The following is a 13,817-nucleotide window of genomic DNA, read 5'->3' as shown; positions in this document are numbered from 1 at the left end:
GCGCCGCCCATTTCCGCGAGCCCGGAGCCCGTACACGGCCGGTCTGTCACGCACCTACCGGAACTACACCGTCACCCGGGTACCGGAACTTGACACCTCACGGACGTCTTTCGGGCGGTTTCAGGCGGATCGTGGCACGGTGATCATCGGACTCGGCGTGGGCGGCGCCGGCAGACCGGCGGGGGTCGCCAACCGGTCGCCAGGCGCCCGGCGGAGACAGCAGGACGGTCTCAGCCGCGCAGCATGCACTACCAGACGTGGATCGGCCCGCTTCTCCGCGCGACCTACGTCACCAGACGTGGATCGGCCCGCTTCTCCGTGCGCCCTGCGTCGCCGGACGCAGGGCGGCCCGCTTCCTTGCACGGATCCGGCGGTGCGGTCGGTGGCATCCGGCGTCGTCGAGGCGCTTGATCAGGGTGGGCTTGCCTTGGTGGAGTTCCCACATGCGGGTGAACGCCCCGGTCCGGTCGGCATGGCAGGCCGACTCCCGCAGTCCCCACCGCCGTACCCCTCCCGCCGGTACGGTTTCGTGGGTGAGGCTTCGAGTGGGGTTTCGTGGGTGAGGCTTCGGGGGTGAGGCGTCGACCCCGGCCGGTTCTCGCCGCGCTCCCCGGGGAAATCTGTCGGTGCTGTGCCGTAGAAATCTCGGCATGGGAACGTGGGACATCGGTCCGTTCGACAACGACACGGCCGCCGACTGGTGCGGTGGCCTCCAGGACGCGGTCGCTGAGCAGCGCCCGCTGCTGATCCGGAAGACGCTGGCCGCCGTAGCCGGTCAGGACGACTACCTGGACAGCGACGAGGCAGGAGAGGCGATCGCGGCCGCCGCCATCGTCGCCTCCCAGCGGTCGGGAACACCGATCACCTCGCCCTACGCGCCGGACTTCCTGGTCGAGGGCGGCAGCGTGGCGATCGACGACGAGCTCGTGGCGTTGGCCGTGGCGGCGCTGGACCGGGTGGTCGCGGAGGACTCGGAGTGGCGGGAGCTGTGGGCGGAGTCGGGTGCCTTCTCCCAGGCCACGGCGGTGATCGCACAACTCCGCACGGACCTGGTGACCTGATCGCCACGCGTGCCTGCCCCCTGCCGGCGCGACACCGCGTTCTCGGCGTTCCCTGTGCTCGTGTTCCATCCGCTCGTAGGGAAGGAGCATGACGTCATGGACGATGACAAGCGGGTGCTCGGGGTCGACGGGTGCAGGCGGGGCTGGGTCGGCATCGCCGTCGGCGCCGGAGCCGTGGCCGCCTACTTCGCGACGGAGCTCGGCGAACTCGTCTCCCTGGCGGCGAAGGACGGTGAGCTCGACGTCGTCGCCGTCGACATGCCGATCGGCCTGCCCGATCGAGGCCGGCGCGAGGCCGATGTCCTGGCGCGGCGGGCGCTGGGCCCGCGCTGGGCGTCGGTGTTCATGACGCCGACGCGGGCCGCGCTGGAAACCGCCGACTACGGCGCGGCAGCGCTGGTCAACCAGGAACTGGCGGGTGAAGGCATCTCCCGGCAGGCGTACGCGCTCAAGGAGAAGCTGCTGCAGGCCGACCGGTGGGTACGCGAGACGAGCTTCAGGGTCGTCGAGGTCCATCCCGAGGTCTGCTTCGCCGAGCTCGCAGGGGCTCCGCTGCAGGTCCGCAAGACGACCTGGGCGGGCGCGGAACGCCGGTACGCGCTCCTGGAGGGCGCCGGCATCGCCGTTCCCCGGCAACTCGGTACGGCGGGCGCGATGGCGGGCGTCGACGACATCCTCGACGCGGCGGCCGTCGCCTGGACCGCGCGGCGCGTCGCCGCCGGCCACGCCCGCTCCATGCCCGACCCACCGCAAACCTTCAGCGATGGCGTAGCCTGCGCGATCTGGGTCTGAACCCTGCCACTCGCCGAGCACCTCCCACGAGCACGATTCAAAGGCCCATCAAAGACGGGGGATTGCACTCGGTCAACGGCTTTCGACCGATCGAGGTTCCCTCGGCGAGAACGGCCGGGCCCGGTGATGGGAGGTTGTTCGTCGCGTTGGGTGGCGCCTCACCTGCCGGTGAGTTGTCTGGCCAGACGCATGGGGAGGTCGAGGCCAGGTACAAGTGGTCACCTTTGGCCCAGACCAGGGCGAGCAGGAAATGGTCTGGAGAGGATTCACCACTCAAAGTCGGGTTGCCCGGGCCGCCCGAGGCCGTGATGCGGTGTCCCTGTGCCTGCCAATGGGCGCGTACCTGGCGCGAGATGTTCATGTTTTCACGCGCGGGTACACCTCGGAGCCAGTAGGCGCGGTTGATCACCACTTGTTCGGCTGATCCGCCTTCATGCAGGCACATGGCGGGTGGCATTGAGTGCTCGATGAGTTCCAGCCGTGGCCGGGGGACGAGGACCGAGGCGGTGTCGTGGATGAGCTGATCGACGCGCGCGACGGCGCGTGCCTGGGTGAGCGTTGGCTCTTTCGCTGTGCATGCTGACAGAAGGAGAATCAGAGCCGCGGAAAATACACGGTGCATGGCGATTTCACCTGTTCAGTTTGAGCGTCACGTCGGGTGCGACTTCGGGCATGAGGAGTTGAGCCTGGCCGTGGAGCGGCTCGGGGCTGATGACCTTGTCGTAGTCCCCGTTGATGATGTGACCCATATTGATCAGCGAGACGGAGTCCTGGTCCCAGTAGCAGCTGTGGGCGGCGGTGTAGGGGACGCGGCCGACCGGGAAGCGTCGGGCGCCGAAGCTCGCCTCTCCCGGGTCGGTGCCGAAACGTCCCAGGATGGCGACCGGGTCGTTGCCCGCTTCGCCGACCCAGACGTGTTCGGGCTTGACGCCGAGCTGTGCCGCGTGGTCCACGCCGACGCCGGGGCTGCCGACGAAGATGAGCTCGTCGGCGAAACGTCCGGGCCGGAGCCGGGCGGCGTGTCCGGTCGTGAGGGAGCCGTAGCTGTGGCCGACGACGACGGAGCGTGCCGTACCCGAGGGGGTGTGAGAGGCGCGCAGGCCGTCGGTGAAGGACGCGAGGGCTGGCGCGCCGTTGATCGCCGCGTTGTCGAGGGCGACGGACTTCGCGGCGTCGAAGAGGCCGGGGTCGATCTGGGGTGCGTCGTAGCCGAGCCACGTGATGGAGGCGATGGTGTGGTCGCCGCTCGTCCTGGACGCCTGGCTCCAGAGGGCGCGGGAGCGGTCCAGGTCGCCGAGGGCGCCGTCCAGGCCTGAGGTGAGGCCGGAGACGGAGGTCACCGTCGTGTCGGCGGTGTCGGGGTCGCCCCAGGAGACGACGAGCCGGCCCTGTCCGGTCAGGTCGAAGGCCAGGAAAAGCGGGGCCGGGTGTCCGGGGACGGGGCGCAGGGCGTGCTCGACGAGTTCGAGGCGGCGCAGCTGGTTGGCGGTGCGTTCCCAGTCGCCGAGGAGGGCGGGCTGGTTGAGGCGGGCGAGCTCGGCGGTCTTGGCGGCGAGTTCGCGGGTCAGCCGTGCCTTCTCGGTGGTCAGCCACCGCCGGTTGGACTGGTCGCGGACGGTCGCGGGGAGCCCGTTGAGCAGTCCGGCGCCGGCCAGGCCGGTCAGTCGCCGGCGCAGGTCGGGGGTGAGGGTCTGCCACCAGGCGTTCACGCGGGCGGCGAGGCCGGGGTCCTGTCCGCGGCGCTGTACGGCGAGCAGTCCGGCGAGCGCCTCCTGCTCTCCTGCGGCGATGCGGGTGAGGAGGGCTCCGGAGCCGAGGGGGTCGGTGGCGTGCGCGCCGAACAGGTCGTAGGCCGTGACGCCCGCCGATAGGGCGGGGCCGGGGACGGTCTGCCGGATGCGGGTGAGGCGGCGGCGCAGGTCGGCCGTCTGGGTGGCGGCCCAGGCGGCGACCTGGCCGATCGTGTGGCCTGGCAGGGGTGACAGTCCGTGGGCCGACAGCTCGGCCGACAGGCGGGTGCCGGCGGTGGCCAGGGTGTGGCTGCCGTGGTCGAGGGTGGACAGGAGGGCGGTCATCGCGTTCGGGTCGATGCCCTGGAAGCCGCCGGGGGTCGCGGTCATCGTCGTCACCCGCGTGCTGAGGGCGGGAATTGCCGGTGGGGGGCCGCCTTGCCGTACGACGAGGTGGGCGAGGGAGTCGAGGGCGCTCTGCAGCGCGGCCTGGAGGGTGGCGCGGTGCCGGGCGAGGTCGGCGGTGAAGGACGGCGCGCCGCCGCCGACCCAGGCATGGGCCTGCATGAGGCGGGCCGCGGCGTCGAGGGCGGTGTGGTGGTCGGCGGCCAGGGCCGTCACTCGTCGGAGGGCGTCGGACGCCGCTGCGTGGTCCACCATGATCCGGCCAGGATGGCAGGCGGTACGGCGGGCGCTCAGGTGATCGTCGGCTCACCCCGGTTTGGGACGGCTGTCCTGACTGCCGGAATTGGGCCTTGTCAAGGAGGTGCCGCGCCTCTACGATCGCGCCAACCCTTAGGAAACTTTCTTGTAAGAAAGTGGGTCGTCAGGTGCTCAGGCTACGGATCATGGCGCCACTGGCCGCCGTCGCGCTGCTGGCCGCCGCGCTCACCGCCGTCCTTCCGACGGCGTCGGCGGCCGCCGCCGACTGCGCCGCCGCGTGGAGCTCGTCGGCCGTCTACCACGGGGGCACGGCCGTCTCCCACGCCGGCCGCAACTGGTCGGCCAGATGGTGGACCCAGAACGAGACGCCCGGCACCGCCGAGGTGTGGGCCGACCAGGGCGCCTGCGGTGGCGGCGGGAGCACCCCGCCGCCGTCCACGTGCAACCACCCGAACTGGGTCGCCGGGCAGTGGTACCCGGCCGGCAGCATCGTGCGCTACACCGACGGCAGGTACTACCGCGCCGAGCACGACAACCCCGGCTACGACCCGACGATCAGCACCTGGTACTGGGAGCCCTACACCTGCGGCGGGACGACCCCGACCGACCCGCCGTCATCGGGATTCGTCGTGACCGAGGCGCAGTTCGGCCAGATGTTCCCCAGCCGCAACTCCTTCTACAGCTACAGCGGGCTGACCAGCGCCATGAGCGCCTTCCCCGCCTTCGCCGCGACCGGCAGCGACACGGTGCGCAAGCAGGAGGCGGCCGCCTTCCTGGCCAACGTCAACCACGAGACCGGCGGGCTCGTCCACATCGTGGAGCAGAACACCGCCAACTACCCGCACTACTGCGACGCGGCCAAGCCCTACGGGTGCCCCGCCGGGCAGGCCGCCTACTACGGTCGCGGTCCGATCCAGCTGAGCTGGAACTTCAACTACAAGGCGGCGGGCGACGCGCTCGGACTCAACCTGCTGCAGGACCCGTGGCGGGTCGAGCGGGAGTCGTCCGTGTCGTGGAAGACCGCGCTGTGGTACTGGATGACGCAGAACGGCCCCGGCACGATGACCGCCCACAACGCCATGGTCAACGGGTACGGCTTCGGCGAGACCATCCGCAGCATCAACGGCAGCCTGGAGTGCAACGGCGGCAACCCTGCGCAGGTGCAGAGCCGGATCAACGCCTACCAGCGCTTCACCCAGATCCTGGGCGTGCCGGCCGGCGGCAACCTGAGCTGCTGACCGATCACCGCCGGCGCCTCCACGGTTCGGAGACCGCCTCCCGAACCGGCGAGGGGGAGGCGCCGGCGGGGTACGGCCTTCGGGCGCATGCTCCCCTGGTCCCCTGGGGGAGGCGTCGGTGAGGTACGGCAGGCAGGTGCATGCTCCCCTGTTCCCCAGCGCGTGGGGTGTCGGCGCGGTGGACGGCGGGCATGGACCGTGGGTGATCGCGACGTTGCTGATGGTGTTGGCGCTGGCCGGTGGGCCGCTCGACGGGTTCGAGATCGGTCATGTGCCGCGCGGAGTCGGCGATCGGGTGTCGGACTTCTCCTACGAGTGGGAGGACGTCCGTTTCGCCGCGCGGGTGTGGGAGCGGCGGCTGGACGGCGGCGGTTTCCGGGTGGATTTGCGGGTGCTGGTTCTCAGGGGCGAGCGGCTGTCGACACCCCGGGCCCTGCGTGGCTTCCTTGCGGATTACCTGGAGGGTGACCTCGGCGACACCGTCCACCGGCTGGTCGAGCCGGGTGTCGCGGTCGTCGTGAGGATCGACGGTGCGCGTTTCGCCCGGGAGGAGCTGGCAGCGACGGCCGCCGGCATCAGGCCCGCCATCGGAAGGCGACCGCCGGTGTCGGGCCGTCCAGCGGCGTGACGGGCGGGATTGCAGGCACGGGAAGGAAGTGTCGGGGCCGTCCAGTGGCGTGACGGTGGCGTGACGGGCGCGGGGGTGGCGGGCACGAGGAAGGGCGGGGGTGGCGGGCACGAGGAAGGGAGTGTCGAGCCGTCCGGCGGCCGTTGGCAGGCAGCCCACGGGGAAGTGTCAGGCCGTCCACCGGTAGTGGGCGTCGGGAAGGCCTTCCTCGTTGTCGTCGCCCGTCGCGAGCAGGCTGAACCCGTGGCGCTCGTAGAAGCGGATCGCATCGCCGTTCGCCTGGAAGACGTGCAGGTCGAGCGCGGTCCTGACCTGCTTGGCTCGCGCGAGGAGCACGCTGCCGACTCCTGCGTTCTGCTCGGAGGGTGCGACGTAGAGGTGTTCGAGCCACTCCTCGCGCAGTGCGGCGAATCCGACGACGCGTCCGCCGTCGTCGCAGGCCACCCACACCTCGTGCGAGGGGAGGACCACGCCGGTGATCCACCGGCGAGTCTCCTCGTCGGTGTGCAACCGCGGCAGGTAGGCCATCCCGGCTCGGGCGGCCAGGAAGACGTCGGCGATCCGACCGGCGTCCACCGCGGACGCCCGCCTGACGGTCACGGGAACGCCTTCCGGGCGGTCCTGACTCCCGGCCGTCATGTGAGAGCCTCCGAGCGGCCACGGGCCGCGGCCGTCATGGGAGCGTCTCCCGGGCGGTCAGGAATCCTGGCCCACGCGGGCGCCCTGGTGTCATGAGCTGTCGTGCGGGCGCCGTGGCGGTCGTGAGCTGTCGTGCGGGCGTCGTGGCGGTCGTGAGCTGTCGTGCGGACGTCGTGGTGGTGGTGAGCGGTCATGTAAGCGCCCTGATGGTTCCGGTCATGCCAGCGTGTCCCGGGCGGTCATGAGGGCGAACCCGAGCAGGTTCAGCCCCTGCCAGGTCGAGGGGGTGGCGGCTCTGGGGTCGTCGGCGGTCAGCCCGATGCCCCAGATCCTGTCGTACGGGCTGGCCTCGACCAGCACGCGTCCGGAGGTGCCGAGCAGGAACTCCTTCAGTGCGGCGTCCCCGCCGAACTTGGCGATCGAGCCGCGCACGACGATGTCGAACCGGTGCGCCTTCCACGTCTCCTCGTCGAAACCCCTGACGGTCCGGCCGAGCTTCTTGGCCTCACCCGGGTGGTCCGCGGACAGGACGGCCGCCGCGGCGGCGTCGTCGCCGAACAGCCATGCCTTGTGCGCCATCATGTAGTGCTCGGCGGAGGCGAACGTGTGGCCGTCCTCGGTGAAGGTGACGGGCCACCACTGGCTGAGGCAGCCGGTGCCGACGTCGCCGTCGCGGGCCGGCTGGTGGCCCCAGAAGTACAGGTGGCGAAGGGGCTGGCCGGCCTGTTCCGCGGCGATGGCCGCGTCGAGGGTACGGGGGAGCACCTCCACACCGTGCCACAACGGGCGAAGGGGGCGCCACCTGATATCCCGGACACCGGCCACGAGAAAAAGGAGTTGCCGGCAATTCGCGAACCCCGGGATGCTTTCTCCGTGAACGTCCGCCGAGTGCGGAAAAGGCTCGCGCGCGACATCAGGACATCGGTGCGCGAGCCGTATGGAAATGTCCGAGCGGGTGAGGGTGCTGGTGTGCCCGGCGGTTTCATAAGCCGCACCAGGCGGGTTCGATTCCCGCACCCGCTACAGATCAGCAGTGCGGGCAGCGGGTACGGCGGCGCCGGGCGTGGACCGGCCGCGGCGCGCACGGCGACAGCGAGGCGTCGCTGGTGAGGATGGCGAGCTCGAGCCGGCGCAGTTCCGCGCCGGGTTCGAGGCCGAGGTCGCGGGCGAGGATGTGCCTGCCGGCGCGGTAGACCTCCAGCGCTTCGGCCTGGCGTCCGGCACGGTAGAGGGCGAGCATGAGCTGCCCGCGGAAGCGCTCCTGCAGCGGGTGCTCATCCACCAGGACCGACAGCCTGCCGATGAGGTCGGCGTGGCGGCGCAGGCGCAGGTCGGCGTCCATGCAGTCGCCCAGCGCGGCGAGGCGTTCCTCGTTGAGCCTGGTCGCCTCCTGGTGGAGCGGCGGCAGATCGTCGAGGCCCGACAGGGCGGGCCCGCGCCACAGCGACAGCGCGGCGTGCAGCAGCTCGCTGGCCTGGGTGACCCGGCCCGCCGCCAGCGCCTGCCTGCCCTGGTGGGCCAGGGTCTCGAAACGGCGGGCGTCGAGGGCGGCGGGCGGGATGTCGAGGGCGTAGCCCTGGACGCGGTGGACGATGGCGTCGGCGGCCCCGAGGGTGCGCCGTAGCCGGTGCAGGTGGAGCCGGAGGCGCCGGACGCCGTGGTCGCCGGCCTCGTGACCCCACAGCGATTCGATCAGCACGTCGCTGTGGACGACCCTGCCCGCCTGGCACAGCAGGAGGGCCAGCAGGGCCTGCTGTTTGCCGGACCTGACCGGTAAGGGGCGATCGTCCTTGATGACATCAAGCGCCCCCAGAATGCGAAATTCCATGGCGCTCAAGAGCTTTTCCACGAAGGGAGGATAGAAGCGCGGATCGAGAAATGAAGGAGAAACCGAAGAGAAATCCGCTGAACCCACACTCAAGCGAGAAGTCACCGGCCTCGCGGGCTTTAAACCCACAAAGAGAGGGAATGTCATGAAAAAGGCCTGGTTAGTGCCGGTCGCGGTCGGCCTCGTCGCCGCCCTGCCCACCCCGTCGACCGCCGCATCCCACCCCGCATCCCGCCCCGCATCCCGCCCCGCATCCCGCCCCGCATCCCGCCCCGCATCCCGCCCCGCATCCCACCCGGCATCCCACCCCGCATCCCACCCGGCATCCCACCCGGCATCCCACCCCGCACCCCGCCCCGCCCACCTTGCCCACCTCACCTCCTCGACCACCGCACCCCGCCCCGCGAGCGCCACCCTGTCCCCGCAGCCGTCCGTTTCCCCGCAGCCGTTCGGGGCACAGCAGCCGTCCGCATCCCCGCAGCCGTCATCAGGGGAGCAGTCCCCGCAGCCGTCACCGGCACAGCAGTCCCCGCAGCCGTCACCGGCGCAGCAGCCGTCCGCTCCGCAGCCGCACGCTCACGCCGCACCCCTTCGTGCCGACGTCGACCGCCCCCGGCCGGGCAGGGCGCGCCCGCTTCCCAAGGCGCCCACGAGCGCCATCGAGGTCGAGGACACCGCCAGGGCGCTGGTGGTCGCGGCGAGCGGGAAGGTGGCGCTCAGGGCGCTGGTCGTCGGCGTCGACGGCGACGACTTCGGCCTGGCCACCTGGAAGGCGGTCCTCGACCGGGTCGGCATGCCGTACGACGTGGTGGAGAGCCGGTCGCAGCCGCTGCCCGCGCTGGTCAGGGAGGACGGCACCGGCAGGTACGACGCGGTCCTGCTCACCAACAACGCGCTGCTGTACGACGACGGCGGCGGGCTCGTCAGCGGGCTCGACGCCGGCGAGTGGAACGCGCTGTGGGCCTACGAGCGCGACTTCCAGGTCAGGCAGGTCTCGCTGTACACCGCCTACGGCGCCTTCCCCGAGGACTACTGCCTGCGACCGGGCAGCGAGGGCGGGGTCGGCGCGACCCCCGTGACCGCCACGCTCACGCCGGCCGGCGCGGCCGTCTTCGACGATCTCAAGGGCACGGTCCCGATCAGCCAGTCCTACGTCTACCGCGCCGTGATCGGGCAGGGCTGCCAGGCCGAGCCCATCCTCACGGTCGGCAGCGACGTCGTGGGGGTCCGGAGCACCTCGGCCGACGGCCGCGAGCGGATGGCGCTGACGTTCACCTCGAACCAGTACCTGCCGCAGGCCGACCTGCTCACCTACGGCCTGCTGCGCTGGGCGACCCGCGGCGTGATGCTGGGCGAGCGCCGCCACTACCTCAACGTCGACGTGGACGACTGGTTCTCGCACACCTCGCACCTGCGGACCGACGGGACGGTCGACGACGACCCCGGCTTCAGGATCAGCCGCAACGACGCCGACGGTACCTACAACCAGCAGCAGAACTTCCGCACCGCCCACTCGCTCGCGGCGGGCTTCCGGCTCAACGTGGCCTACAACGGCGAGGGCGCCAACCCGAACGCGCCCAAGACGTGCATCCTCACCCTGCTCAGCCCCGACCCGCTGACCAGCTACTCCAGGTGCAGGGCGAGCGCGTTCTCGTGGATCAACCACACCTTCAGCCACCCGAAGATGAACACCACCGACTACCAGACCAGCTACAAGGAGATCGTCGACAACCTCACCAGGGCCCAGCAGCTGGGGCTGGCCGTCGACAGGACCGTGCTGAAGACGGGTGAGTACTCCGGTCTCGGCGTCTACCATCCCGACCCGGCCAACGACATCGACCCGCCCACCGACCACGGCCTGGCCGCCTCCAACCCCGCCCTGCTCCAGGCGGCCAAGGCGGCGGGGGTGAAGTACCTGCACGGCAACATGTCGTTCGCCAGTCACCGGCCGGCCTGCTTCAACTGCGGGACCCGTCACCCGCTCGAGCCGTCGCTGCTGGTCGTGCCGGACTGGCCGACCAACGTGGCCTACCACGTGACGACCCCCGCCGAGCAGACCGTGTTCTACAACTCCTACTACGGCCCGAACGGCAGGTTCCCCTACTGGCCGACGAACCAGACCTACACCCAGATCGTGGGACATGAGAGCGACGTCGCGCTCCAGCACGTCATGTCCGGCTCGGTCTACACGCACACCTTCCACCAGGGCAACCTGAGAGGCACGCCCAACCTCGTCTTCGACTGGCTCAACGCGGTGATGACGAAGTACAGGGGCTACTACAAGGTGCCCGTGCTCACCCCGACCTGGGCCGAGCTGGCCGGCCACGTCGAGGCGCGCACCGCCCACTTCGCCGCGCTCCAGCAGGTGGACGCCGTGTTCGACAGGCAGGCGGCGACGGTCACCTTCACCTCCTCCGCGGCGGGAGCGGTGTTCGCGACCAACGCGGGCGCGAACGCCATGCCGTACGGGACCGACAGGATCGCGCGGATCACGCTCACGCCGGGCGCGCCGGTGACGGTTCCCGCGAGCGTGCGCCCGTGAGGGTGACGCTCGTCTCCGAGGGCACCTACCCGTTCGCCATGGGGGGTGTGAGCGTCTGGATGGACCAGCTCATCCGCGGCATGCCGGACTACCGCTGGGACGTCGTGACGCTCACCGTGGACGGGGCGGAACGTCCGATGTGGGACAGGCCGAGCAATCTGGACAAGGTGACCGCGGTGCCGCTGTGGCGCCCGCAGGCAAGGCGGCCCGCGCCGGTGCCCCCGGCGTACGAGGAGTTCCTGCGGCTCATCCTCACGCCCGCGGTGATGGGGGAGGGCAGCCGGGCGTTCCTCGTGGTCCTGCGCGAGCTGTCCGGCTGCGAGGACCTGCTCGGCGCGCTGACCGGCTCGCGGGCGCTCACCCTGCTGATGGATCGCTGGTACGGCCACCGCATGGACGGCATCAACCTGGCCGACGCCATCACCGCGGCCCACCTGCTCGGCCACATGCTCCGCCCGCTCACCGAGCCGCCCGCCCGCTCCGACCTGACGCACGTGGCGATGAACGGGCTGTCGATGCTCGTCGCGATGGCCGCCAAGTGGCGGTACGGCACGCCGATCGTGCTGTCCGAGCACGGCGTGTACCTGCGGGAGCGGTACCTGCAGTACCTCACGGAGCCCGCCTCGCACGCGGTGCGGGTGCTGCTGCTGAGCTTCTTCAGGCGCCTGGCCGGCGCGTCGTACGCGATCGCCGACCGGATCGCCCCGCACTCCTCCTACAACAAGCGCTGGCAGCTCAGGGGCGGCGCCGACCACGAGCGGATCAGGGTGATGTACAACGGCGTCGACCCGGCCGACTTCCCCGTCGCCGCGGGCGAGCCCGACCGGCCCACGCTGGTGTTCATGGGCCGGATCGACCCGCTCAAGGACATCCACACGCTGATCCGCGCCTTCGCCGTCGTCCGCGACAAGCTGCCCGAGGCGCGCTTACGGATCTTCGGCGGGGTGCCGGAGGGCAACGAGTCGTACCACGCCGGCTGCGTGTCGCTGGTCGAGGAGCTCGGCCTGGGGGCGTCGGTCGTCTTCGAGGGCCGGGTCACGCTGCCGCTTGAGGCCTACCACGCCGGCCACGTGGTGGCGCTGACCAGCATCTCCGAGGGCTTCCCCTACACCGTGGTGGAGGCGATGGCCTGCGGCAGGCCGGTGGTGTGCACGAACGTGGGCGGGGTGGCCGAGGCGGTGGCGGACGCGGGCCTCGTCGTCGCGCCACGCGACCACCTGGCCGTGGCCGAGGCGGCGCTCACGCTGCTGACCGACGGGCCGCTCAGGCGCAGGCTCGGCGCGCTGGCCCGGCTGCGCGTCATGGACAGGTTCACGCTGCGGCAGTCGCTGGCCGACTACCGCGGCGTCTACCGGGAAGTCGTGGCATGAAGATCATCATCGCGCCGCTCGACGAGCTGGTCGAGCACCTGCGCCCCCGCCTCTCCCAGGCGGTGGAGCCTCTGCAGGTGGCCGCCGCGCTGGAGTCGGAGGGCCTCAACGACAAGGTGGCGCGGGAGCGCTACGGCCATCCGGACGTCTTCGCGCTGGCCGAGGCCGTGTACGCCCGGCTGAGCAGGGACGAGCCCGAGCCCGCGGCGCCCGCCTTCCCCGTCGCGGCGTGGCGGTCTCTCGTGCACGGTCCGCTCTACGCGATGCCCGCCGCCCTGCTGCCCGCGGTGAGCGCGCTGGTCGGCGTCCGCTGGCTGATGCCCGGACTGGTCGTCACGACGGGGATCGGCTGGGTGCTCGGCTCGGTGCTGTCGCGGATGGCCTACGGGCTGACCGGGCGCGGCTCGCCGGGCTCGGCCGCCAGGACGCTGCGCTGGGGGCTGGCCGCCGGCGTGGTCCTCGCGGGCGGTACGGCGACGCTGTGGGACGGGCCCGCCGCGATCGTCCTGGTGGCCGTCGCGCAGCTGACGTTCCAGATCGGCTCGGGGATCCTGCTGTTCCACCGCCGCGAGGGCCTGCTGGCCGTCCTCATGCTGCCCGCCACGGGAGCGGGGGTCCTCTACGTGGCCGTGGGTCATCCGCCGGTGGCGCTGATGGCGGTGGCGCTGGGCGCGGTGTCGATCGGGGCCGTCGCGTGCGCCGCCGTCCTGCTGACCAGGCCGTCGCGGGCGGACGGCCGGCCGCGCCTCGACGGGGAGCTCGGCGTCGCGGCCCTCTACAGCGGGCTGACCGCCGCCTTTCTGCTCCAGGCCGAGGCCGCCTACGTCGTGGCCAGGCCCGACCTGGCGATCACCGGGGCGGGCCTCGTGCTGGGGATGGGCGTGCTGGAGTGGCGGGCCCATCGGTTCGAGTGGGCGGTGCGCCGCGTGATCAGGCAGGTCTGCTATCCGGCCGAGTTCACCGCCCAGGGCCACCGGCTGCTGGCGCGCGGGCTCGGTACGTGCCTGGCGGCGCTGGCCGTCCTCACCGCGGTGCCGGTGGCCTTCACACAGGTGAGCCTGCCGGTCGTGGTGATGGCCGCGGCGCACGTGCTGCTCGGCGGCGCCTACTTCGTGGCCTTCCTGCTGGCCAACCAGGGCAGGCTGACCGAACTCTGCCTGGCCCAGGGCGCCGCGCTGCTGCTGCACCCCGGCCTGGGCCTGCTGCTGCCCGGGAACGTGCTCGCCGACGTGCTGCTGTTCCTCGCGGCCTGCCTGCTGTTCCTGTCCGCCCTGCTGGCCCTCATGTCGCGCGGCCTCGGGGACGTCTGGCACTACCGATGAAAAG

Annotated in this window: 12 protein-coding genes and 1 tRNA gene; 8 read left to right on the top strand and 5 right to left on the bottom strand. The window is 71.4% G+C overall.

Annotated elements, in window-relative coordinates:
• Positions 1–650: 650 nt before the first annotated feature.
• Together ABZX22_RS26790 and ABZX22_RS26785 are read left to right on the top strand one after the other, a co-directional pair.
• Positions 651–1,061 carry a DUF4259 domain-containing protein gene (locus tag ABZX22_RS26790; protein WP_354913827.1) on the top strand — a complete coding sequence of 137 codons (411 nt, stop codon included), beginning with the start codon at positions 651–653 and terminating at the stop codon, positions 1,059–1,061.
• 96 nt (positions 1,062–1,157) lie between these two features.
• The gene (locus tag ABZX22_RS26785; protein ID WP_354913826.1) at positions 1,158–1,853 is read left to right on the top strand and encodes a DUF429 domain-containing protein; all 696 of its coding nucleotides are present in this window, start codon (positions 1,158–1,160) and stop codon (positions 1,851–1,853) included.
• A 37-nt stretch (positions 1,854–1,890) separates the two neighbouring features.
• Here ABZX22_RS26785 and ABZX22_RS26780 read toward each other — a convergent pair whose 3' ends face one another.
• A complete protein-coding gene (locus tag ABZX22_RS26780) occupies positions 1,891–2,475 on the bottom strand; it encodes a hypothetical protein (protein ID WP_354913824.1) in 585 nt (194 codons plus the stop codon).
• 7 nt (positions 2,476–2,482) lie between these two features.
• On the bottom strand, positions 2,483–4,243 hold the full coding sequence (locus tag ABZX22_RS26775; protein ID WP_354913823.1) for an alpha/beta hydrolase: 1,761 nt from the start codon (positions 4,241–4,243) through the stop codon (positions 2,483–2,485).
• Between the two features lie 188 nt (positions 4,244–4,431).
• On the opposite strand from ABZX22_RS26775, the gene ABZX22_RS26770 reads away from it, so the two are divergent.
• A complete protein-coding gene (locus ABZX22_RS26770; RefSeq protein WP_354913821.1) occupies positions 4,432–5,484 on the top strand; it encodes a glycoside hydrolase family 19 protein in 1,053 nt (350 codons plus the stop codon).
• A 118-nt stretch (positions 5,485–5,602) separates the two neighbouring features.
• Complete coding sequence (locus ABZX22_RS26765) at positions 5,603–6,112, top strand: hypothetical protein (RefSeq protein ID WP_354913819.1); 510 nt, start codon at positions 5,603–5,605, stop codon at positions 6,110–6,112.
• Between the two features lie 168 nt (positions 6,113–6,280).
• Here ABZX22_RS26765 and ABZX22_RS26760 read toward each other — a convergent pair whose 3' ends face one another.
• Both ABZX22_RS26760 and ABZX22_RS26755 read right to left on the bottom strand, forming a co-directional pair.
• Entirely contained in the window at positions 6,281–6,712 is a 432-nt protein-coding gene (locus ABZX22_RS26760; RefSeq protein WP_354913817.1) for a GNAT family N-acetyltransferase, read from the bottom strand.
• Positions 6,713–6,967: 255 nt separating this feature from the next.
• Positions 6,968–7,516, bottom strand: a complete 549-nt coding sequence (locus ABZX22_RS26755) for an NADAR family protein (protein ID WP_354913815.1) — start codon at positions 7,514–7,516, stop codon at positions 6,968–6,970.
• Positions 7,517–7,701: 185 nt separating this feature from the next.
• Here ABZX22_RS26755 and ABZX22_RS26750 point away from each other — a divergent pair.
• Positions 7,702–7,774, top strand: a tRNA-Met gene (locus ABZX22_RS26750).
• Between the two features lie 4 nt (positions 7,775–7,778).
• On the opposite strand, the gene ABZX22_RS26745 is transcribed toward ABZX22_RS26750, so the two are convergent.
• Entirely contained in the window at positions 7,779–8,600 is an 822-nt protein-coding gene (locus tag ABZX22_RS26745; protein ID WP_354913813.1) for an AfsR/SARP family transcriptional regulator, read from the bottom strand.
• Positions 8,601–9,267: 667 nt separating this feature from the next.
• Between ABZX22_RS26745 and ABZX22_RS26740 the strand changes: the two genes are divergently transcribed.
• Genes ABZX22_RS26740 through ABZX22_RS26730 form a run of 3 tightly spaced genes read left to right on the top strand, consistent with a single transcriptional unit; the run spans position 9,268 to position 13,813 of the window.
• On the top strand, positions 9,268–11,121 hold the full coding sequence (locus ABZX22_RS26740; RefSeq protein WP_354913811.1) for a hypothetical protein: 1,854 nt from the start codon (positions 9,268–9,270) through the stop codon (positions 11,119–11,121).
• On the top strand, positions 11,118–12,491 hold the full coding sequence (gene pelF, locus ABZX22_RS26735) for a GT4 family glycosyltransferase PelF (protein WP_354913809.1): 1,374 nt from the start codon (positions 11,118–11,120) through the stop codon (positions 12,489–12,491). Before ABZX22_RS26740 ends, pelF begins: the two co-directional genes overlap by 4 nt.
• On the top strand, positions 12,488–13,813 hold the full coding sequence (locus ABZX22_RS26730; RefSeq protein ID WP_354913808.1) for a hypothetical protein: 1,326 nt from the start codon (positions 12,488–12,490) through the stop codon (positions 13,811–13,813). Before pelF ends, ABZX22_RS26730 begins: the two co-directional genes overlap by 4 nt.
• The last annotated feature ends 4 nt before the right edge of the window (positions 13,814–13,817 follow it).

Source organism: Nonomuraea sp. NPDC003804 (assembly GCF_040610675.1).
Classification (GTDB): domain Bacteria; phylum Actinomycetota; class Actinomycetes; order Streptosporangiales; family Streptosporangiaceae; genus Nonomuraea.
This window is presented reverse-complemented; position numbering and strand designations above follow the sequence as displayed.

Coding starts and splice junctions, on each gene's coding strand:
- ABZX22_RS26790 (WP_354913827.1), top strand. CDS start 651: ATGGGAACGTGGGACATCGGTCCGTTCGACAACGACACGGCCGCCGAC.
- ABZX22_RS26785 (WP_354913826.1), top strand. CDS start 1,158: ATGGACGATGACAAGCGGGTGCTCGGGGTCGACGGGTGCAGGCGGGGC.
- ABZX22_RS26780 (WP_354913824.1), bottom strand. CDS start 2,475: ATGCACCGTGTATTTTCCGCGGCTCTGATTCTCCTTCTGTCAGCATGC.
- ABZX22_RS26775 (WP_354913823.1), bottom strand. CDS start 4,243: ATGGTGGACCACGCAGCGGCGTCCGACGCCCTCCGACGAGTGACGGCC.
- ABZX22_RS26770 (WP_354913821.1), top strand. CDS start 4,432: ATGGCGCCACTGGCCGCCGTCGCGCTGCTGGCCGCCGCGCTCACCGCC.
- ABZX22_RS26730 (WP_354913808.1), top strand. CDS start 12,488: ATGAAGATCATCATCGCGCCGCTCGACGAGCTGGTCGAGCACCTGCGC.